This window comes from Synechococcus sp. 63AY4M2, assembly GCF_002760475.1.
Taxonomy (GTDB): Bacteria; Cyanobacteriota; Cyanobacteriia; order Thermostichales; family Thermostichaceae; genus Thermostichus.
The window spans coordinates 2,966,122-2,985,173 of the sequence record NZ_AXUX01000001.1; the positions used below are offsets into that span (position 1 = coordinate 2,966,122).

General features: G+C 59.5%; 17 protein-coding genes, 1 tRNA gene and 1 pseudogene. 11 read left to right on the forward strand and 8 right to left on the reverse strand.

Going from position 1 to position 19,052, the window contains the following annotated elements; genetic code table 11:
• Positions 1 to 173 precede the first annotated feature (173 nt).
• The 3 genes from SYN63AY4M2_RS13135 to SYN63AY4M2_RS14295 all read left to right on the forward strand — a co-directional run bounded on the left by SYN63AY4M2_RS13135 (position 174) and on the right by SYN63AY4M2_RS14295 (position 6,045).
• On the forward strand, positions 174 to 4,532 hold the full coding sequence (locus SYN63AY4M2_RS13135; RefSeq protein WP_099887450.1) for a PAS domain S-box protein: 4,359 nt from the start codon (positions 174 to 176) through the stop codon (positions 4,530 to 4,532).
• Between the two features lie 278 nt (positions 4,533 to 4,810).
• Complete coding sequence (locus tag SYN63AY4M2_RS13145) at positions 4,811 to 5,713, forward strand: response regulator (RefSeq protein ID WP_240530553.1); 903 nt, start codon at positions 4,811 to 4,813, stop codon at positions 5,711 to 5,713.
• Positions 5,629 to 6,045: a sensor histidine kinase gene (locus SYN63AY4M2_RS14295; protein WP_240530554.1), complete on the forward strand. Its 417-nt coding sequence runs from the start codon at positions 5,629 to 5,631 to the stop codon at positions 6,043 to 6,045. Before SYN63AY4M2_RS13145 ends, SYN63AY4M2_RS14295 begins: the two co-directional genes overlap by 85 nt.
• Here the strand turns inward: SYN63AY4M2_RS14295 and SYN63AY4M2_RS13150 are convergent, their stop codons facing one another.
• The gene (locus SYN63AY4M2_RS13150; RefSeq protein WP_011430489.1) at positions 6,046 to 6,402 is read right to left on the reverse strand and encodes an iron-sulfur cluster assembly accessory protein; all 357 of its coding nucleotides are present in this window, start codon (positions 6,400 to 6,402) and stop codon (positions 6,046 to 6,048) included.
• A 139-nt stretch (positions 6,403 to 6,541) separates the two neighbouring features.
• Here SYN63AY4M2_RS13150 and rnz point away from each other — a divergent pair, with 139 nt between their 5' ends.
• From rnz to dnaN, 6 genes are all read left to right on the forward strand, one after another.
• Positions 6,542 to 7,498, forward strand: coding sequence for a ribonuclease Z (gene rnz / locus SYN63AY4M2_RS13155; protein WP_041439069.1), 957 nt, complete (start codon positions 6,542 to 6,544; stop codon positions 7,496 to 7,498).
• Between the two features lie 47 nt (positions 7,499 to 7,545).
• Positions 7,546 to 8,400, forward strand: coding sequence for an RDD family protein (locus SYN63AY4M2_RS13160; protein WP_228375219.1), 855 nt, complete (start codon positions 7,546 to 7,548; stop codon positions 8,398 to 8,400).
• A gap of 89 nt (positions 8,401 to 8,489) precedes the next feature.
• Positions 8,490 to 8,684 (forward strand): 50S ribosomal protein L33, encoded by a 195-nt coding sequence (rpmG, locus tag SYN63AY4M2_RS13165; RefSeq protein WP_011430486.1) that lies wholly within the window; start codon positions 8,490 to 8,492, stop codon positions 8,682 to 8,684.
• A gap of 29 nt (positions 8,685 to 8,713) precedes the next feature.
• The gene (rpsR, locus tag SYN63AY4M2_RS13170; RefSeq protein WP_011430485.1) at positions 8,714 to 8,929 is read left to right on the forward strand and encodes a 30S ribosomal protein S18; all 216 of its coding nucleotides are present in this window, start codon (positions 8,714 to 8,716) and stop codon (positions 8,927 to 8,929) included.
• A 27-nt stretch (positions 8,930 to 8,956) separates the two neighbouring features.
• Complete coding sequence (gene dusB, locus SYN63AY4M2_RS13175; RefSeq protein WP_041438379.1) at positions 8,957 to 10,033, forward strand: tRNA dihydrouridine synthase DusB; 1,077 nt, start codon at positions 8,957 to 8,959, stop codon at positions 10,031 to 10,033.
• A gap of 818 nt (positions 10,034 to 10,851) precedes the next feature.
• Positions 10,852 to 12,216: a DNA polymerase III subunit beta gene (gene dnaN, locus SYN63AY4M2_RS13185; protein ID WP_011430482.1), complete on the forward strand. Its 1,365-nt coding sequence runs from the start codon at positions 10,852 to 10,854 to the stop codon at positions 12,214 to 12,216.
• Here dnaN and SYN63AY4M2_RS13980 read toward each other — a convergent pair.
• Positions 12,213 to 12,398, reverse strand: a complete 186-nt coding sequence (locus SYN63AY4M2_RS13980) for a hypothetical protein (RefSeq protein WP_206336848.1) — start codon at positions 12,396 to 12,398, stop codon at positions 12,213 to 12,215. The genes dnaN and SYN63AY4M2_RS13980 overlap by 4 nt on opposite strands.
• Before the next feature lie 528 nt (positions 12,399 to 12,926).
• Positions 12,927 to 13,070, reverse strand: coding sequence for a hypothetical protein (locus tag SYN63AY4M2_RS13985; protein WP_168175288.1), 144 nt, complete (start codon positions 13,068 to 13,070; stop codon positions 12,927 to 12,929).
• Between the two features lie 472 nt (positions 13,071 to 13,542).
• On the opposite strand from SYN63AY4M2_RS13985, the gene SYN63AY4M2_RS13195 reads away from it, so the two are divergent.
• Positions 13,543 to 13,758, forward strand: a complete 216-nt coding sequence (locus SYN63AY4M2_RS13195; RefSeq protein WP_240527361.1) for a transposase — start codon at positions 13,543 to 13,545, stop codon at positions 13,756 to 13,758.
• Between the two features lie 10 nt (positions 13,759 to 13,768).
• Here SYN63AY4M2_RS13195 and queG read toward each other — a convergent pair whose 3' ends face one another.
• From queG to rpsB, 4 genes and pseudogenes are all read right to left on the reverse strand, one after another.
• Positions 13,769 to 14,797, reverse strand: coding sequence for a tRNA epoxyqueuosine(34) reductase QueG (queG, locus tag SYN63AY4M2_RS13200; protein ID WP_011430477.1), 1,029 nt, complete (start codon positions 14,795 to 14,797; stop codon positions 13,769 to 13,771).
• A gap of 23 nt (positions 14,798 to 14,820) precedes the next feature.
• On the reverse strand, positions 14,821 to 16,236 hold the full coding sequence (locus SYN63AY4M2_RS13205; protein WP_099813171.1) for an amidohydrolase: 1,416 nt from the start codon (positions 16,234 to 16,236) through the stop codon (positions 14,821 to 14,823).
• Positions 16,237 to 16,646: 410 nt separating this feature from the next.
• Positions 16,647 to 17,291: pseudogene (gene tsf, locus SYN63AY4M2_RS13210) on the reverse strand (translation elongation factor Ts); the annotation flags it as partial.
• 175 nt (positions 17,292 to 17,466) lie between these two features.
• Entirely contained in the window at positions 17,467 to 18,270 is an 804-nt protein-coding gene (gene rpsB, locus SYN63AY4M2_RS13215; protein ID WP_011430474.1) for a 30S ribosomal protein S2, read from the reverse strand.
• A gap of 210 nt (positions 18,271 to 18,480) precedes the next feature.
• On the opposite strand from rpsB, the gene SYN63AY4M2_RS13220 reads away from it, so the two are divergent.
• Positions 18,481 to 18,554, forward strand: a tRNA-Pro gene (locus tag SYN63AY4M2_RS13220).
• Between the two features lie 275 nt (positions 18,555 to 18,829).
• On the opposite strand, the gene tnpA is transcribed toward SYN63AY4M2_RS13220, so the two are convergent.
• Positions 18,830 to 19,052: IS200/IS605 family transposase (tnpA, locus tag SYN63AY4M2_RS13225; RefSeq protein WP_143597435.1), on the reverse strand; the 223-nt coding region annotated here is incomplete at its 5' end.

Below are 19,052 nucleotides of genomic sequence, written 5' to 3' on the forward strand. Positions count from 1 at the left end.
AAACAAAGCTTTGAGCCAAGACTCATTTCCCCAAAAAGCCACTCTTGAGGAATCCTGCCCATTGCATAGAGGCCATTTCCGCAAGTTAGCTGAGCTTCCCCTTTTGACCTCCAAGATAAGCTGGAAAGACTTGCTGGGATACTGTGGAAAGGGGGCAGGAATCTCTGGGTTCTATGCACAGAGAGCTATGGGCGGTAGGGAAAACGGTGGGCCTGGTGGATCCCCCTGGCCTTGCCTTTTGGCTGCTGGGATCCCTCTTCTTGGCTCTCCTGCTGCTTGGCGTCAGCCTGGGGGAAAGTCAGCTGCTTTCTGTCTTCAGAGGGATCCTGGGATCCCTTTCTCGAAGATTTCCCTTCCAACCTCCTAGAGGCACCCCCAGCCCAGAGGCTCGTTTTCGGGCAGCCTTGGAAGCCAGCTTGGATGCTATTTACCTGCTGGAGGCGGTGCGGGATCCCGTTACCCGCGAGATCCTCGACTTTGTCTTTGTGGATGTCAACGCCAAGGGGGAAGAGCTCATTTCTCTCCAGCGCCGGCAGATCATCGGCCAGCGGCTGTGCGAGCTGCTGCCCATCAACCGCTGGGGGGGCTTTTTTGAGAAATACAAGCGAGTGGTGGAAACCGGCATTCCTCTGGAAGAGGAGTTCCCCATTTCGGGGCAGCCGGGCTTGAAGGCCAGCTGGATCCATCACCAAGTGGTGCCGGTGGGAGACGGGATCCTCATCACCAGCCGCGACATCAGCGAGCAGGTCCAGATCAAGCAAGCCCTGGAGGCAAGCGAGTTGCGCTACCGGGCCCTCTATGAGGCGATCCCGGATTTGATTTTCGAGATTGACCCTGAGGGGCTGATTCTCAACTGCAAGCCTTCTCCCTACGTCCCCACCCAGCATCCGCCCGAGTTTTGTGTGGGTCGCCGCGCCCAAGACGTGTTTCCCAGCTCTTTCGGAGAGCAGTATCAGCTTTTAGCAGGGCGGGCCCTGTCCACTCAAACGCCACAGTATCTGGAGTACGAAATGGTGCTCCCCGCCGCTGCCGCAAACGAGTCTGAGCCGGCAATCCGCCGCTATCAGAAGGCTTGCGTCGTTGCCTATGGCAGAGATAGAGTCTACGTTTTGGTGCGGGATATCACCAAGCGGAAAGAGGCGGAGTTGGCCCTTAGAGAAATGGAAGCCACCCAGCGGGCCATTCTCCAAGCCATCCCCGACCTCATCCTTCGCCTGAATAGCCAGGGCATCTGCCTGAGCTCTATTCCCGGAGGCGATGTCCATCTTTGCTGCCCAGCAGAGCGCCACTTAGGTCGATCCCTCCAGGAGATTCTGCCGCCAGCGCTGGCCGAGCAGCGGCTTTTCTATGTTCAGCAAGCCCTGGCCACCCAAACCCAACAGCGCTACGAGTACAGCATTGAAGTTCAAGGGGAGGTACGCTACGAAGAGGCCCGCATTGTCCCTCTCAACAGCCAGGAAGTCCTGGTGATCGTGCGGGATATTACAGAAGCCAAGCAGGCAGAGCTGGCCTTGAAAGCCGCTGAACAGCTGCAGCGAGCCATTCTAGAAGCCATTCCCGACTTGATCTTCCGCCTTGATAGCCAGGGCATTTGCTTGAGCTTTATCTCGGGGGGCGAGGTTCTTCTCTATGGCTCACCCGACACCTACGTGGGCCGATCCCTGCAGGAGCTTTTGCCACCGGAGTTGGCCGAGCGGCGGCTTTTCTTTGTTCAGCAGGCTATAGCTACCCAGACGCGGCAGCGCTACGACCAAAGCATCGAGATTGAAGGGGAGACCCGCCACGAAGAGGTGCGCATTGTGCCCCTCAACCCCCAAGAGGTGGTGGTGATCGTCCGCGATGTAACCGACAGGGTGCGATCCCAGCAGGCCGTCCAGGAAAGCGAGCAGAAGTTCCGGGCTCTGTTTGAGAATGCCGCTGTGGCCATCCTCATCCGTCATGCCGAGACCGGCGAGATCCTGGAGGCCAACTCCCAAGCCATTGCCGCCTACGGGTTTTCCAGCCTGGAGGAGCTGCGGGCCTTCGACGCTTGCGAGCAGTCTCCCTATCGCCGGGCTCTTCGGGGCGGGGAGTTCTCGCTGCAGTCCTACTTGGAGCAAGCCCGCCAGCAGGGATCCGCCCGCTTTGAGTGGCAATGGCAGCGGCAGGATGGCCGAGTTGTCTGGGAAGACGTGTTTGTGCAGCCCCTTGTCTTGCGCGGGATCCCGTGTTGGGTGTTTACCGCGGTGGACATCACTGCCCGCAAGTCGGCAGAAGCGGAGCTGGAGCAGTTTTTCTCGGTGGCTCTGGATTTGCTTTGCATTGCCGATGCCCAAGGGTACTTTCGCCGTCTCAACCGCGCCTGGGAGACCACCCTGGGCTATTCTTTGCAGGAGCTGCAGAGCCGACCCTTTTTGGAGTGGGTTCACCCGGAAGATGTCCCCGCCACGCAGGCGGCCATGCAGCAGCTTATCGAAGAGAAACGGCTGGATCACTTCGTCAACCGCTACCGCACCCAGGACGGCAGCTATCGTTTCATCGAGTGGCGAGCCTCTTTGGCCGGATCCCTGTTCTACGCCGCCGGACGGGATATCACCCTAGCCAAGCTGGCAGAAGAGCAGATGAAAGCAGCCAAGGAAGCTGCCGAAGCCGCCAGCCGGGCCAAGAGCGAGTTCCTGGCCACCATCAGCCACGAGATCCGCACCCCCATCAACGCCATTTTGGGGATGACCAGTCTACTCCTGGACACCTCCTTGGATCCGCAGCAGCAGGACTGGGTGCAGACCATCCGCTATGGAGGCGAGGTGCTGCTGAACCTAATCAACGACATCCTCGATTTCTCCAAGATCGAGTCCCAAAAACTGGAACTGGAGGAAATACCCTTTTCCTTGCCGCAGTTGGTGGAAGAGCTGCTGGATTTGATGGCCGCCCAAGCCCAGAGCAAGGATCTGGAACTGGTGGCCTGGGTGGATCCCAACCTGCCGCCAACCTTGATAGGGGATCCCAACCGGCTGCGCCAAATCCTGGCCAATCTGCTCAGCAACGCCATCAAGTTCACCCCCCAGGGAGAGGTGGTGGTGACGGTCGAGGCCGGGGAGAGGGATCCCGAAAAGCAGTGGGTAAGCGTTCAGGTGCAAGATACCGGCATTGGCATTCCCCCCGAAAAATTGGATCGCCTCTTTAAGCCCTTCAGCCAGGTGGATAGCTCCATCAGCCGCCAGTTTGGGGGCACCGGCCTGGGCTTGGCCATCAGCCAGCGTCTCTGCCAGCTCATGGGGGGAGCAATCGGGGTGGAAAGTCAGCCAGGCCAGGGATCCACTTTTCGCTTTCGCATTCCCCTGAAGAGGCCAGACCAGGAGCTGTTGCCAACCGCCGCACCGGATCCCAGCTTGGCAGGCAAGCGGGTTTTGCTGGTGGAAGACAACGCCAGTCAACGGCAGTTGCTATCCCGACTGCTGAGCGCTTGGGGCATGGAGGTAACCTGTTGTGCCTTGGCGGCAGAAGCCCAGGCTGCAGTTAGAACTCGTCCTTTTGACCTGGCCCTTCTGGATGCCACCCTGCCAGACCGGGATGGCTTGACCCTGGCGGCTGACCTGCAGACAGCGCAACCCCGCCTGTTACCGCTAGTGCTGACGGGGCGCAACTTCATCTCCACAGCAGACCCTCTCCCCACTTTGGCCAAGCCGGTCAAAGCCTCCCAACTGCGGAAGCTGCTGCTGGGGCTTGTGGGAGAAAAAGCTCCTTCCTCCTTATCTTCCTCTCCCGCCGCTCCTCCCTCCATTTGGGACGCGACCCTGGCCAGCCGCTACCCGCTTCAGATCCTGGTGGCAGAGGATAACCCGGTTAACCAGAAGGTGATTCGCCTCATGCTGGAGCGATTGGGCTACCGGCCCGACATAGTCGGCAACGGCCTAGAAGCCGTCCAAGCTCTGCGCCTGCGACCCTACGATCTGGTGTTGATGGATATGCAAATGCCGGAGCTGGATGGTCTTGCGGCCACCCGTCGCATCCGCGCTGAACTGCCCCCTGAGCGCCAGCCTCGCATTGTCGTCCTCACGGCCAATGTGTTTTCGGAAGGCCGTGCTGCTGCCCAAGCTGCTGGGGTAGATGGCTATCTAACCAAACCCTTGGAGCCGGCTACCCTAGTCCGGGTTCTTCAGGGATCCCTTCCCCTTCCCAAGCCGGCCAGCCAAGAAGAGGATCCGCCCCTCGACCCCGTTATCCTCGCCCAGATGCGGGCAGTCTTCAGCTCTCCAGAAGCCTGGCAGGAGATGATCCAAACCTACCGGCAGGACAGCGAAGCTCTATTGGGATCCCTGCGGCAGGCCCTAGAGCAGCGGGATCCCCAAGCCATTGCTCGGTTGGCCCACCGCCTCAAAGGCAGCAGCAGCACCCTGGGCGCCAAACGTCTGGCCGAGCTGTGTCAGCAGTTGGAAAAGCTGGTTCATGCCGAGCCAGCCAGTTCTGTAAAATGGGATACTATAGAGCAAGCCCTGCAGAAGCTGGAGGTGGCATATCGGCAAGTTATCCTCAGTCTGATACATTTACGCTGAACACTGCTGAACATCACTGTTCAACTATGCAGCGATAGCATTCTGTTTGTTTCCAAACAGAATGGCGGTATCCCGCAAAGCTTTGAGTAGAATACCCAAAGCGCAGTTTCCGTGTCGTCTTACTACCAATTTTCTGCTTTGCTTTGGCTACCATGTTGGCAGACTCGAAAGTAAACAGAAAGATCAACTGGTAGTAATCCGTACTGAACATATTATACATTATTTTCAGTATAGTTGAGCTTATTATTGACTAGAGTCATGCTCTCCTCTCGATGCCTATGCTGAGGCCCAATCCCCACCCTCCGGCCAGCTCGCCGGCGGTTCCTGAGGCCCAGGCGGGATCCCCCTCTCCTGAAAAGAAGCCGTTGTTGTTGATCGCGGACGATGAGCCCAGCCAGCGGCTTTTGACTCGCTACGCCCTGGAGCGGGAGGGCTACCAACTCGTGGAAGCGGACAGCGGCTTGGCGTGTCTAGAAGCTGCAAGCCGCTATCAGCCGGACATGGTGCTCCTCGATGCGGTGATGCCGGATCTGGATGGGTTTGAGTGCTGCCGCCGCCTCCACGCCCAAAACCCGGACTTGCCGATTTTAATCGTCACGTCTTTGGAAGACGAAACCTTTGTCAACGAGGCCTTTGCAGCCGGCGCCAGCGACTACATCCCCAAGCCCATCCACTGGTCGGTCTTGAAGCGGCGGCTGCGCCACTTGCTGCAAGCCAACCAGGCCCAGCGCCGTCTGCAGCAGCTTAACCAGGAACTGGAAGCCAAGGTACAGGAGCGCACCGCCCAACTGGCCTGCCAGGTGGCAGATCTGGAGCAGCTCAACCGCCTCAAAGACCACTTTTTGGCCACCGTCTCCCACGAGCTGTGCACCCCCCTGACCAAGATCAAGCTGGCCCTGGAACTCCTGCGCCGCACCCCCCTCAACGAGAAGCAGCGGCAATACCATGACATTGCCCTGCAGGAGTGCGAGGCCGAAATCCAGCTCATCAACCGCCTATTGGATCTGCAGGGCCTGGAAGGGAAAGACCTGGGCTCTGCCGTTGCAGCTATTGACCTGCCCCACCTCTGGCACAGCTTGATCGAGTCGGTGCAGCAATGCACCCAGGCCCGCTCCCTCACGCTGCAGGTGGGGGATCTGCCCCCTCCCCCTGGCGGTTTTACAGCCATCCGCAGCTCCTGACCCAGATCCTCAAAGAGCTGCTGGACAACGCCTGCAAGTTCACCCAGCCAGGTGGCACGATTCGTCTAGAGGTTCAGCCAATCCCTGAAGGGGTTGAGTTCAGGATCGGCAACACCGCTCAGATCCCGCCCGACCAGTTGCCCCGCCTGTTCGAGCGCTTTTATCGGGTGCCCACTGCGGATCCCTGGGCCCAGCCGGGCAGCGGCCTGGGGCTGGCTTTGGTGAAGCAATGGGTGAAGCGCCTCCAGGGTCACATTCGAGTAACCAGCGAGGCGGGGTGGACATGTTTCCTGCTGCGCCTGCCCAGCATAAAGCCCTCTGGCAGGACGTGATCAGTGGCCGACGGCAGCGGCGGTTTCGGCAGTGGCAAAGGAAGTGCCGCAGCCGCAGCTAGCCACCGCATTGGGGTTCTTGAAGCGGAAGCCGCCCCCCAACAGATCCTCGGAGAAATCGACAGTCAGCCCTTGAATAAAGGTCATGCTCAAGGGATCCACCGCCACCCGAATCTCGCCAAAGTCAAAGGTATGGTCGTCAGGGTTGGCCTGGGGCTCGAAGTTCATGGTGTAGGAGAGGCCGGAGCAGCCGCTGGGCTTTACCCCCAGGCGCAAGATGGGTTGGGATCCCTCTTTCTCATACTTGCTGCGCAGCCGCTTTAGCTCTTGGATGGCGCTCTCGGTCAAGGTGATCATGGCGGGAAAGCTGACACTTATTTTATCCTAACAGGGGTTTTGGGCCGCCTTTTCCCCTCGCGCGGCAGGAACAGTTGATAAGCTAGGGATCCCGTTTCCTCAAGCCTAACGTTCTGCCCTTGTGACGGATCCCAACGCCATTCGTGTTACCTTTCTGGGCACCAGCTCCGGCATGCCCACCCGCCAGCGCAATGTCTCGGGCGTGGCGGTGCAGTTTCCGCAGCGGTCAGAATGGTGGCTGTTTGACTGTGGCGAGGGCACCCAACACCAACTGCTGCGGCTAGACGAGCTGCGCCCCAGCCAGTTGCGCCGCATTTTCATCACCCACATGCACGGGGATCACATCTACGGCCTGCCAGGGCTGTTGGCCTCCTGCGGCCTGGGCAGCACCCCCCAACACATCGACATCTATGGCCCCCCCGGCCTGGAAGAGTACCTGAAGACGGTGCTGCGCTACAGCGAGAGCCGAATTCCCTATTCCTTCCGGGTTCACACCGTCGAAACAGGGCTCATTCTTCAGGATCCCGAGTACTGGGTCTTCTGCGCCCCCCTGGATCACCGGGTGCCCGCCTTCGGCTACCGCGTGGTGGAGCAAGACCGGCCCGGCACCTTCGACGTGGCCAAAGCCCAGGCAGACGGGATCCCGCCCGGCCCTCTCTACGGGCAGCTCAAGGCCGGCCAATCCATCCTCTGGCAAGGCCGCTGGTTCCACGGGCGAGATTACGTAGGGGCTCCGATCCCAGGGCGCAAGTTCTCCTACTGCACCGACACCATCTTCTGCCGCAACGCCGTCGATCTCTCTCGCGCCGCCGATCTGGTCATCCACGAGGCCACCTACGCCGAAGCGGATCGGGAGCTAGCCGAGCGCGCCAAGCACTCCACCGCCGCCATGGCCGCGCGGGTGGCCGCCGAAGCCAAGGCCCAGACCCTCATCCTCACCCACTTCAGCCCCCGCTACACCTCAGAGGGCCCTATCACTTTGGAAGACCTGCTGGCCGAAGCCCGGGCCATTTTTCCCAACACCATCCTGGCCCGGGATCGGATGACCTACGAGATCCCGCGCCGCAGCCCCGCTCCCCTGCCGGTGGGAGTCTAGACCTGCCTTGCTAGCTAGAATGATAGGACCGACAGCCTCAACCTGCGATGACGGATCCCAGACCCTATCCCGAACGGCCCAAAACCGAGCAACTGGAGCAAAACGCCAGCGAGTGGCAGGCCTTCAGCGCCTTGCCCCCCGCCACCTCTCTGCCTCCTGTGCAAGCCGAGCGACCGGCTTCTCAAGCAGCCAGCGTCCCCCAGGCTGAGGAAACCCTGCCCAAACTGGCCCCCTGGGGCAAACGGATCGGAGCCTTTGCCCTGGATTTTGGGCTGGGGCTGGGGGTCTCCTACCTGGCGCAGGGCCTGGCTTCCCTGGTGGGAGCCGATGCGGGCGCCGTGGATATGACCGGCTACATCGCCTTTTTTGCCACCTGGTTGGTGAACCGCGGCTACTTCCAATCCCGCCCCGCCGGCCAAAGCCTCGGCAAATGGCTGCTGAACCTCAAAACCCTGGATCCCGAAACCGAGGCCTCACCCCATCTGGTGCGCTCCCTGGCCCGCGAAGGGGTGCTCTCGCTGTTTATCCTCACGGAAGCCCTGCTGGTGCCTTTGGCTGCCGATGGCCTGTTCGCCCTTTTCGATAAAGAAAAACGCCAGAGCATCCACGACCGCGCCGGACGCACCCTGGTGGTGGAATCGGAGCGAGGCTACCACCTGGATGAAAAAGCCCTGCGGCTGCTGCAGGAAATTCTGGAGGGAGAAGCCGCCGAAGACGTCAAGTCCGCTGCTCGCGACCTGTTGCGCAAAGCTCAGCGCAACGAAACTGTGCGCGATCTTTCCAGACAGATGCAGCGCCTGAGCAGGGACGTGGATCGGAACACCCGCGCCCTCCGCCAACAAACCGGCAGGCAAGTCAAAAACTGGGTTGATTCCGTCAAAGAAAAGTTGGATAATTGGTGATCGCGCTTGCGAGGTAGCCCATCTCCAACCTCGTTGGCTGGGGTTTTGGGGATCTCGAGCCGACTTTCACCTCCATCTTGGGATCCACTATGGCCAAAGCAAAGGGTGCCCGCATCATCATTACCCTGGAATGTACGGAGTGCCGCACCAACGTCAACAAACGTTCTCCGGGGGTAAACCGCTACACCACCACCAAAAATCGCCGTAACACCACGGCCCGCTTGGAGCTGAAGAAATTCTGCCCCAAGTGCAACCGCCACACCGTCCATAAAGAGATCAAATAGTTCAAGACGCTTTACCGTTCTCCTGACCTATGGTTTACGCTCGTCGCCGCCTGTCTCCCATCAAACCGGGAGAGCCGATCAAATACACCGATGTTGAGCTGCTCAAGAAATTTGTAACCGAGCGCGGCAAGATCCTGCCCCGCCGCATCACGGGGCTGACTGCCAAGCAGCAGCGGCAAGTCTCCAAAGCCATCAAACAAGCGCGCATCCTAGGCCTTCTCTACTTTGTCAACAAAGAAGGGTAAGTTGCTGTCTGCTTTCTCCGGATCCCGATGAGCCTGCAGCTTTCGCCGCAATTGCAAGCTCGAATGGCCCAGCCCCTTGAGATTGGGGGGGTAAAGGTTTTTAGTCGTGTCTTTCAGGCACCCCTGTCAGGCGTAACCGACAAAGTGTTTCGGGGGTTGGTACGCCGCTTTGGCCCGCAAAGCCTGGTCTACACCGAGATGGTGAACGCCACCGGGTTGCACTATGCCCGCGAGCTGCCCCGCATTATGGAAGTGGGTGAAGGAGAACAGCCCATCGGCATCCAGTTGTTCGACTGCCGGCCCCACTTTTTGGCCGAAGCGGCTCGCATGGCCGTGGATGAGGGGGCGACCTTGGTGGATATCAACATGGGCTGCCCAGTAAACAAGATTACCAGAAACGGCGGCGGCTCTGCCCTGCTGCGGGAGCCGGACACGGCAGCCCGGATTGTGGAAGCGGTGGCCAAGGCTGTACCTGTACCTGTTACAGTGAAAACTCGCCTGGGCTGGTCAGATCAGGAGATCAACATTCTGGATTTTGCCCATCGGCTGCAGGAGGCTGGAGCGCAACTGCTTACTTTGCATGGCCGCACACGCGCCCAGGGCTTTAGCGGCAAGGCTCGCTGGGATTGGATCCGCCGGGTCAAAGAGCACTTACGCATTCCGGTGATCGCCAACGGCGATATTTTCTCGACTGATGCAGCGGTAAAGTGTCTGGAGGAGACCGGAGCCGACGGGGTGATGTGCTCCCGCGGCACGATGGGCTACCCCTTCCTGGTGGGGCAAATCGATCACTTCCTGAAAACCGGCCAAGAAAGGCCGGCTCCTACCCCCCTGGATCGGATTCAAATGGCTTTAGAACACTTGCGGGGCCTCTGGGAGTATAAGGGAGAACGTGGCATCCGTCAGGCCCGCAAGCACATGACCTGGTACATCAAGGATTTTGCCGGCGCCTCTCAGTTTCGCGCCCTTCTCTGTCGCATCGAAACCTTGCAAGAAGGGGAAGCCCTTCTGCTTCAGGCCATGGAGCGCTGCCAAGAGGCACCGCTGCAACCGGAAGAAGTAACTGAAGACTCAAACGAAGAGCAATTTGAAGAGACTACCTGAAATTGAGTGGGGGATCCTTTTACCCTGACGGCTGGGCGGTAGCCAATCGGTCTTTGACCGCCGTTTGCAAACGGTCGTTTTCATCTTGAAACAAGGCATCCACGCTTCTGGAGAAGCGACCCTGACTTGCTATGGGCAGTTGAGCATAAGCAAACTGCTCCGGCTGAGGCCGAAATGACAGTAACCATGCCAAACAGAAGCTCGCGGTCAGCAGCTTCAGCCGCACCTGAGCTCGATGCGAGCTTTTGGTCTGGCGGGCCTGGCCAGCCTCCCGCAGGCTGCCACGGTTTTCCCGAGCAGCCTGTGGAAAACCTGTGGAAATCCCCCGAAGGCCGCCCCCAGCCTTCATGGGATCCCCAGACCACATCTAGAGCAACGAACCACTAGATTAGAGCATCCCACACTGGTCGTACGTTAAGTTTTATAAATTTGTCAGGGAATAGCAACATTTTCATCCCCCTCAGCCTGTGGAAAACTTGTGGAAAACTTCAAAAATCTGTGGAAAACTTGTGGAAAAACCTCCCGAGTTATCCACAGAGTATTTATACCTTGTGGAAAGTTGGCCAAGTTATCCACAGTTTTTCCACAGGTGGGGAATACGATCAAAAGCTTGTGGCGCAAGGTTTTTCCGATCAATTTCCACAGTTTCCACAGCCCCTACTACTACTAGATTAAAAAATTAAATTGGGTAGGGATCGTGATTTTTAACTTTATCCTGCGCGCGCGAGGAAAATTTTTTGCAAAACTCGTCTGGGCAGGGAGGGATCCGTGGGAAGCAGGCGGTGTAGGATAGGCGTATTCAGCTCGCAAGTCCCCTGATGGTGCAAGCTCAACGTCCTGCGGATTGGGAAGTCGAAACCGGATCGCCCGCGTCTGCCCCGCGCGACGGCAGGTCTGGGGATCCCTTCCCCGTCAACAGGACAGAGTCCTTCGGCAAGGCTGTCGACCTACCTGCCGGTTGTCTTTGCTTCACCTGTGAGCAAGCTGAGCTCAGCCACCACCTTGCTGCAGTTAGCCGAGCCGTTGCCAGCCGTCCTGCCCTGCCAGTTTTGGCCAACGTGCTGGTAGAGGCAAGTGCAGAGGCACAGCGGGTTGCCCTGACGGCCTTTGACTTGAACTTGGGCATTCGCAGCGAGTTCGAGGCCGAGGTGAAGGGATCCGGTCGCACCACTCTGCCGGCCAAGCTGCTCAGCGACATCGTCAGCCGTTTGCCTAGCGGCCCGATCGGCCTCAGCCAAGTGCCGGAGAGCGCTGCCGTGACCCTTACATCGGCCGCCGGCCAGTACCAGCTACGCGGCATGCCTGCGGAAGAGTATCCCACCTTGCCCGAGATAGCGCCCCGTACTGCCGATGCCGATGCTGAGGAGGAGAGCTTAGCCGCCCAGATCCTTGAGCTGCCCATCGAGAGCCTGCTGCAAGGGATTGGCCAAACCCTCTTTGCCGCTTCCGGTGATGACACCAAGCAAGTGCTTACGGGTGTACATGTCAAGCTCTTGACCGGGGATCCGCCGCGGCTGGAGTTTGCGGCCACCGATGGACATCGCCTGGCGATAGTTCAGGTGGAGGCGGAAGGGATCCCAGTTGATTTGGCGGCTGGGGGGACGAAGCTGGATTTCACCATTCCCGCTCGGACTCTACGAGAGGTGGAGCGCATCCTCGGCGCCCAGACGGCCGCCTCCGCGGTGGAACTGCGGTTTGACCGGTCGCAGGTGCAATTTATTTTGCCCCCTGGCGCCGGCAGCGCTCAGTGCCAGCAGCGGATTACCAGCCGCCTTTTGGAGGGCCAGTACCCCGACTACAACCGCCTGATCCCCCGGCAATTTGAGCGGCATGTAACCCTGGAGCGTAGGCCTTTGATCGAGTCCTTGGAGCGAGTGGGGGTGTTTGCTGCCCAGCGGAACGAGATCATCAAGTTCAACCTTTCTGAGGCAACCCAAACCCTACGCATCAGCACCGAGGCGCCCGATGTGGGCAGCGGCGAGGAATCTCTGCCGGTACAGATGTCCGGCCCTGACCTGGAGCTGGCTTTTAATGTGCGCTACCTGCTGGAGGCCCTTAAGGTGTTTCATACACAGCAGGTGAGCCTGGAGCTGAACGGCGCTACCCAGCCAGCCATCTGGAAGCCGATTGGAGCGACGCGCCTCTGCTATTTGGTCATGCCGGTTCAACTGCGGGCTACCTAGCCCACCCCAGCCTGACCCAAATCGAAGATTGGCCTCAGTTGCTCCCCTGACCTGTCCGGAGAGGAGAACAGGTGGCTGCCGATAGCAGCTCGAGCAAACCGGTGGGTAAACTCCTGCACCAAGTCCACCCGCCCTTGGCGCAAAACGGCCGGCTCCAGGCGCTCGGTCGTGTTGCAGGTCATTAACACCACCAACCTCTGCTCGCAGTCGAGATAATCGGGAGCGAGCACGCTTTGGTGACAGGCTGAGGATGCGTTCGGTTTTGGTGCTCTGCTGGGCTACCTCGCTGGCTCGGTCTTGGGCGAGGTGATCGGCTTCGTTGATGATCAGGCAGACCCCCTCCAGGTAGGGGGGCGCGATGAACTCCTGCACGGCTTCGTGATCCAAGATGAGCACCGCATAGCGCAGGGGCCCCAGCAGCTCGTGGGTCACTGCCTGCGTCCATCCCGTTTTGCCCGTACCCGGGATCCCGTGCACCAAGACCGCCAATCGCTCCTGCTGTAGAAGCTGCAAAGGCTTGAATTTCGGTGGGAAAAGAACTGATTGGATAGGGGCTGTGGATTTGCCCGATCCGGCTTTGGTAGCCGCTCACCATCACTGCCAGATTGTAAGTAACCTTGCGAACAAGGGCCTGAGAGCCACGCCCAGCAGGGTGTAGCGGCGGCAGTTGTGATAGGTGGCCTGAACTTGTAGCCAAATCTGCGCTCCGGTCAGAAGGCATAGGTGGTGCCCAGGCTGCTGATTTCCTCCCAACTGCTGAACCGCTCGACTGGATGGTAGAAGTAGCGCTCCATATGGAATTGCGCCAACTGCACCAGTCGCCCCAGATGCGCTAAAACTCTGAGAACGGTCATTTCCTGCAGGCGCCTTAAAACGTCATCGATGGGAACTTGATCCCGGCTCACCTGCTGCTGAATCGGCGTCTGCGTGGAGAGCTGATCATGAAATACTGTATGGTCGGGGCTGGGCAGAGGTGGAGTGACGCTATTCCAAAACCCTTCGATCTTGTAACAGGTATTCTCTGAAAGTTGAGAAGCGCGCTGTACTCTCTACGTCCTACCGCATTGGCAATATCGCTGCACACATCTCCAAAAATTTTTCGGCCAACGCCCAGGGATCCCGCACAGGAATACTCGGCATCGAAATGGCGGTACAGGGGTTTCCACCCGGATTGCAGTAGGTTGTGCCGGTAGCTGGGGTAATAGTCTTCGTAATCGTTATCCAGGCAGGGTTAGGGTCTGAGAAGAGGGGAAGCCAATAGGGGGTGCTAGGGCGTGGACGACTGAAAGAGCTGGGCTGTTGACGATTGCAGGGAATCCAAACGGCATGAGTCAAGAGTGTTCTGGGTGTGGTCAGGTGGTTCCCAAAAAACTCCACGAAAGGTGGCACGATTGCCCCTACTGCGGGCTAAGCCTGTCACGGGATCACAACTTGGCGAGGGGAATCAAATCCAGAGCGGTGGGGCATCCCGTTCTTAAAGCTCAGGAAACGCCCGCTGCGATAGCAGGGATCCCTGTTCGCGAAGCGTGGCGTAAGCCATGAAGCCCGCCCTCTACCCGTTCGCGTCAGCGGCGCGGAGCGCTTCAGGGTGAGGAACGGGAGTATGGGCTTCCAAATCGTTGCTGTGGGCTGTGGAGCCCGAATGGCCGCTGAGAGCGGCTTTGGCGTTGCGGCGCAGCCGGTGGGCCTTGAGGCGGCGCAGGGCAGAGGCGGGAAACCTGCGGTCGAACTCCTCGTCGCCAATCCGCGCCAGTTCTTGGAGATCGGGGGCAACATTCCAAGGGTAAGGCTGAAAATCGGGGATCCGGCTGGGCCGGGCAAAGCGCTGGTTCCAAGGGCAGACCTCTTGGCAGATGTCGCAGCCGGCCACCCAGTTGTGTAGGTTCTGGGCGATCTCGGCAGGGATCTGCTCGGCGTGGCTTTCCAAGGTGTGGTAGGCAATGCAGCGGCGGGAATCCACCACCCCTGGGCTGACGATGGCCTGGGTGGGGCAGGCCTCCAGACAGCGGCTACAGGTGCCACAGTGGGCGGTGTGGGGCCGGTCGGGGATCAACGGGAGAGTGGTCAGGATTACCCCCAGAAATACCCAGGAGCCGTATTCGCGGGTAAGCAAGAGGCCGTTTTTTCCGATCCAGCCCAAGCCCGCCTGCATGGCCCAGGGCTTTTCCGCCACTGGGCCGGTATCGACGTAGAATCGACCGCGGTAGTCCGGAAACTGGGCCTGCATCCAGAGGTGGAGCTGCTTCAGCCGCCGTCCCAACACGCGGTGGTAGTCCCGCCCCCACGCGTAGCGGGAGATCTTGCCTTTAGCTGGATCCCGGCTGTGGCAGGTGGGGGTGTAGTAGTTGAGGGCCACACAGACCAGAGATTGTACTCCCGGCAGCACCCGCTCTGGATCCATTCGCCGGGGATCGGCCATCCAGGCCATGTCGGCGGCCATGCCCGCGGCCAGCCAGGCCCGCAAGCTCGTCAAGTCAGGGGGATCCGCCGCGCTGGCAATGCCGACTTTGTCAAAGCCCAGCGCCAGCGCCTGCCGCTTCACCTGCTCGGTGGCTCTGGCCCAATCGGCTGCTGCTCCCACGGTCGGCCCCGACAATTCTAGGGCTATTCTGGCAGACCCATCACCTGGCGGTAGCGGGCCTCCAGTTGTGCTGCCTGCTGCGAGCGACGGAAGGGATCCCAGGTGCTGTGAGCGAACAGCTCCTGCCGCAGCTTGGCCACATCCACCGTCGTTACCTCGCCGTTGGCCACCACCCGCTTCCCCCTGACCCAGACGCTGTGCACCACCTGGGTGGGCCGGCCCAGCACCAGTAGACCAATGGGATCCGTGCGGGGCAACAGCGATAGTTGGGTGAGGTCGTAAAGCACCAGATCCGCCTGCTTGCCCACCTCCAGGGATCCCAGCTCCTCTCCCAGCCCTAGACCAATGGCCCCACCGCGAGAGGCCATCTCGATGCTCTCCCGCGGCGAGATCCAGTGGCGGTAGTCGGGATCCGTAATGTTGTGCAGGATGGTGCCGATTTTAATGGCCTCCAGGAGATCCTGGGAGTCATTGCTGGCTGACCCATCGCAGCCGAAGGCCACGTTCACCCCCGCCTGCCGGTACTTGAGGATGGGGGCGATGCCGCTGCCCAGGCGCAGGTTGCTCAAGGGGTTGTGGACAACCGTAGAGCCGGTGCGGGCCAAGATCTCGATATCGGCATCGGTAAGCCAGACGCAGTGGGCCAGCGAGGTTCTCCGGTCTAGGTAGCCCAAGCGCTCCAGGTGCTCGACTGCGCTGCAGCCGTACTTTTCCTGGGCCAATCTCTGCTGGGCGCGGGTTTCCAGCAGGTGGGCATGGCGGGGGAGGCCATACTTCTGGCTCAACTCCGCGCAGCCCTCAAACAGCTTGTCAGAACAGAGTTGGATGCCGGTGGGGGCCACCATCAGCGTGATGCCCTCCTCTGGCCGGTGAAAGCGCTGCACTGCCTCTTCCACAATGGCCAACACCTCCGCTGTGGAGAGAGGATAGGTTTCCAGCTCCCGATCCGAAAAGGAGCCGCTGGGCAACCCCTGAGAGAGGGCTTGATCCTGGAGCAGGGGGCCGATGAAAGCGCGGATCCCGACTTCTCGGTAGGCCCGCACCGCCGCCTCGAGGGTGGCCAGCTCCTGGCCAGGGATGAGGATTAGGTGATCCACTACGGTCGTGCCGCCACTGAGCAAGGTTTCCACCGCTGTCGCCAGGGCGCTGAGATAAATCTTTTCTGGATCCGGGGGCGCGTACTCGTGCAGTTGTGCCAGCCACAGCTCCAGCGGGTAGGGCGGGATGATCCCTCTTTGCCACAGCTCCGAAGAGTGGGTGTGAGCGTTGACAAAGCCGGGCAACAAAAGCTTGTTGTGGGCATCGAGCTCTACGCCATCTGGGCCCACTGCCGCCAGCTCTTTGCCGATGGCAGCGATCCGCTCCCCTTCAATGCGGACATCTGTAGTCTCGTAGCCGGTGGCGGTGGGAATCAGCACATTGCGCAAAAGGTAGCTCATGGCCAGCAATCAAAAGAGCTGTTCTTCAGTTCACACTTTGCCGTGCCAAGGCAAAAAGGGAGGAAAGCCCCAAATACCCTCCCAGGACGCTTCCCGTGAGGAAGTCACCACCTAGCCAGCCCCCCTCAGGGTGGAGAGGCCCACCGAGTAGGCTGCTTCCACCAATCGGGGTGAATTCAGGGATCCATCCGCAGCGTGGAATGGGCTTATTTCTTCTTCTTGGTGGAGCCCTTTTTGGAGGGCTTGCCCTCAGCAGCAGGCGCTGGCTCTGCGTCAGCAGATTCTGCGACGACGGGTTCTGGGGCAACGGACTCTGCTGGAGGTTCGGCAGCAGGTTGGTCAGCCACAGGTTCTGCGGGAGGAGCGGCTGCAACTTCTGCCACTTGCGCTGGCTGTGCTGGCTTGAGACCGGCCTGAGCGGCCACCTCAGCGGCAAAATCCGCTTCTTGTTTCTCGATCCCTTCTCCCAAGACGAAGCGGGCAAACCGCCGCACCCGGATGTTTTCCCCTAGCTTGGCAATGTGCTGCTTCACCAATTCCTCTACGGTAATCGAGGAATCTTTAATAAAGGGCTGATCCATCAAGGACAGCTCTTTCAGGCGCTTCTCGATGCGGCCCTGCACGATCTTTTCCCGCACGTTTTCAGGCTTGCTGGCCAGATCCTCTTTGCCCATCTCGATGGCCCTTTCCCGCTCCACCACTTCGGGAGGGATCTGGTCAATGCTGACGTACTCCACGCTTTGGCAGGCGGCAATCTGCTTGGCAATATCTTGCACCAGCTTCTTAAAGTCTTCGTTGCGGGCCACAAAATCCGTCTCGCAGTTCACCTCCACCAACACACCGATCCGGTTGCCGAAGTGGATGTAGCTATCGACAACCCCCTCAGCCGCCACGCGACTGGCCTTTTTGGCTGCCCCTGCCAACCCTTTCTGCCGCAGCCAGGTGATGGCTTTCTCCATATCGCCACCGGACTCTTCCAGGGCTTTTTTACAGTCCATCATGCCTGCGCCCGTCTTTTCGCGCAGCTCTTTGACCAATTTGGCATCAATACTCATGAGGGTTCCTCAAATCTCACATCGTACAAAGAGGCAGAAAGGATGTGACCGGATGCAGAGGATAGGCAGGAGCAGAACAAAGGATGAATCTGGATTTTAAGGATACAGGCTTCTGGAGAAAGGATGGACAGGGAGCAACTCGAACCACCCAGGATCCCCACCCTCGGCCCAAGGGTTACTCTCCCTGCTCGGGATCCCCCTCCTCTTCATCCTCCACATCTTCCAGAATGTCATCCTCTAGATCCATGTCCATGGCCCCCTCGTAGTCGTACTCATCCTCTTCGACTGTGTCGAGCTGCCCATGTCGCCCTTCGTAGATGGCATCGGCCAGCTTGCCTACAATCAGCTTAATCGCTCGGATGGCGTCGTCGTTAGAGGGGATGAAGACATCGCTCAGGTCAGGATCGCAGTTGGTATCCAGCAGCGAGATGATCGGAATCTTGAGCTTGATACATTCCTGAACGGCGTTGGCCTCCCGCCGCTGATCGACGATGATTACCGCGTCGGGGAGCTTGCGCATAGTTTTGATGCCGCCCAAGTACTTCTCCAACTTGGCCAATTCCCGTTTTAGGCGGGCCGCTTCTTGCTTAGGCAGGCGATCCAGCAGGCCGCTGCTCTGCATCTCCTCGATTTCCTTGAGGCGGTCGATGCGGGTTTTGATGGTGGCCCAGTTGGTGAGCATGCCCCCCAGCCAGCGCTGGTTGACGTAGTAGCTGCCACAGCGAGTGGCCTCATGGGCGATGATCCCGGCGGCTTGCCGTTTGGTGCCGACAAACAGGAAACGCCACCCCTTTTCGGCCCCCTCCCGCACGTATTCATAGGCTTCGTTGAGGTAACGGGCCGTCTGCACCAGGTCGATGATGTGAATGCCGTTGCGCTCGGCGAAAATGTAGGGCCGCATCTTGGGGTTCCAGCGGCTGGCCTTGTGGCCGAAGTGTACCCCTGCCTCCAGCAGTTGAGGCAAACTGACTACGCTCATGAGTTGGTTATCTCCTACGGGTTAGCCTCCGCCCGAACGGATCCCCGTTGAGGACACCCGGTAGTTCGGGCGTGTGGTATTTTGACAGCTCAGCTATGCTAGCATGTGTTCTACAGGATCCGGTAACCAAGGCCTTGCACTTGCCGGGATCCGGTTCTAGAAGCTAAACTGGTAAAGCACCTCCAGAGATTTTCTCTGGCTTAGGTGCCTCGGGGCGTAGCGCAGCTTGGTAGCGCACCACTTTGGGGTAGTGGGGGTCGAAGGTTCAAATCCTTTCGCTCCGACTGGAATTAGAGAGAGCCCCTTTCTAGTGGCAGGGTCAAGCCATTCTTTTGGGGATTGCGGTAAACTACCCCGCGGCTGAAGCTAGGGGCTCTGAGGGCTCCGTCCCGCTGGCGCGAGCAGGGAAACTGCTCTTGGAAAGAAAGCTGCATTGGCGCTAGTGGTGCGGGGCCTCCTAGGTGGCTTCCATCAGAACCTCCGGGGTACTCCCGCCACAGCGCAGCTTGGCGGGATGGAGGATAGGCGGTGAGACGAAGGGGTTCAATGCCCCTGAGTCTCACAATCTGGGCGTTGCCTGCTGCTCGACATACTTCTTCAACTCCTCAACAGTGACCCCACCACAAGAGGCAACAAAATAGGTCCCTGTCCAAAATACAGGCTTGCTGTAGAACCGTGCCACCTCTGTGGCGAACTCTTTGCGAATCAACCGGCTGGAGACTGTTTTCAGGTTGTTCACCAGCTTCGAGACCTGAACATCCGGCGGAAAACTCACCAACAGA

Bases quoted from the DNA above. Each gene is read 5' to 3' on its own strand.
- rpsR (WP_011430485.1), top strand. From the start codon at position 8,714: ATGGTTTACGCTCGTCGCCGCCTGTCTCCCATCAAACCGGGAGAGCCG.
- dusB (WP_041438379.1), top strand. From the start codon at position 8,957: ATGAGCCTGCAGCTTTCGCCGCAATTGCAAGCTCGAATGGCCCAGCCC.
- SYN63AY4M2_RS13135 (WP_099887450.1), top strand. From the start codon at position 174: ATGCACAGAGAGCTATGGGCGGTAGGGAAAACGGTGGGCCTGGTGGAT.
- rpmG (WP_011430486.1), top strand. From the start codon at position 8,490: ATGGCCAAAGCAAAGGGTGCCCGCATCATCATTACCCTGGAATGTACG.
- SYN63AY4M2_RS13205 (WP_099813171.1), bottom strand. From the start codon at position 16,236: ATGAGCTACCTTTTGCGCAATGTGCTGATTCCCACCGCCACCGGCTAC.
- SYN63AY4M2_RS13195 (WP_240527361.1), top strand. From the start codon at position 13,543: ATGAGTCAAGAGTGTTCTGGGTGTGGTCAGGTGGTTCCCAAAAAACTC.
- SYN63AY4M2_RS13145 (WP_240530553.1), top strand. From the start codon at position 4,811: ATGCTGAGGCCCAATCCCCACCCTCCGGCCAGCTCGCCGGCGGTTCCT.
- SYN63AY4M2_RS13985 (WP_168175288.1), bottom strand. From the start codon at position 13,070: ATGACCGTTCTCAGAGTTTTAGCGCATCTGGGGCGACTGGTGCAGTTG.
- SYN63AY4M2_RS13160 (WP_228375219.1), top strand. From the start codon at position 7,546: ATGACGGATCCCAGACCCTATCCCGAACGGCCCAAAACCGAGCAACTG.
- dnaN (WP_011430482.1), top strand. From the start codon at position 10,852: ATGGTGCAAGCTCAACGTCCTGCGGATTGGGAAGTCGAAACCGGATCG.
- SYN63AY4M2_RS13980 (WP_206336848.1), bottom strand. From the start codon at position 12,398: ATGACCTGCAACACGACCGAGCGCCTGGAGCCGGCCGTTTTGCGCCAA.
- SYN63AY4M2_RS14295 (WP_240530554.1), top strand. From the start codon at position 5,629: ATGCACCCAGGCCCGCTCCCTCACGCTGCAGGTGGGGGATCTGCCCCC.
- SYN63AY4M2_RS13150 (WP_011430489.1), bottom strand. From the start codon at position 6,402: ATGATCACCTTGACCGAGAGCGCCATCCAAGAGCTAAAGCGGCTGCGC.
- rpsB (WP_011430474.1), bottom strand. From the start codon at position 18,270: ATGAGCGTAGTCAGTTTGCCTCAACTGCTGGAGGCAGGGGTACACTTC.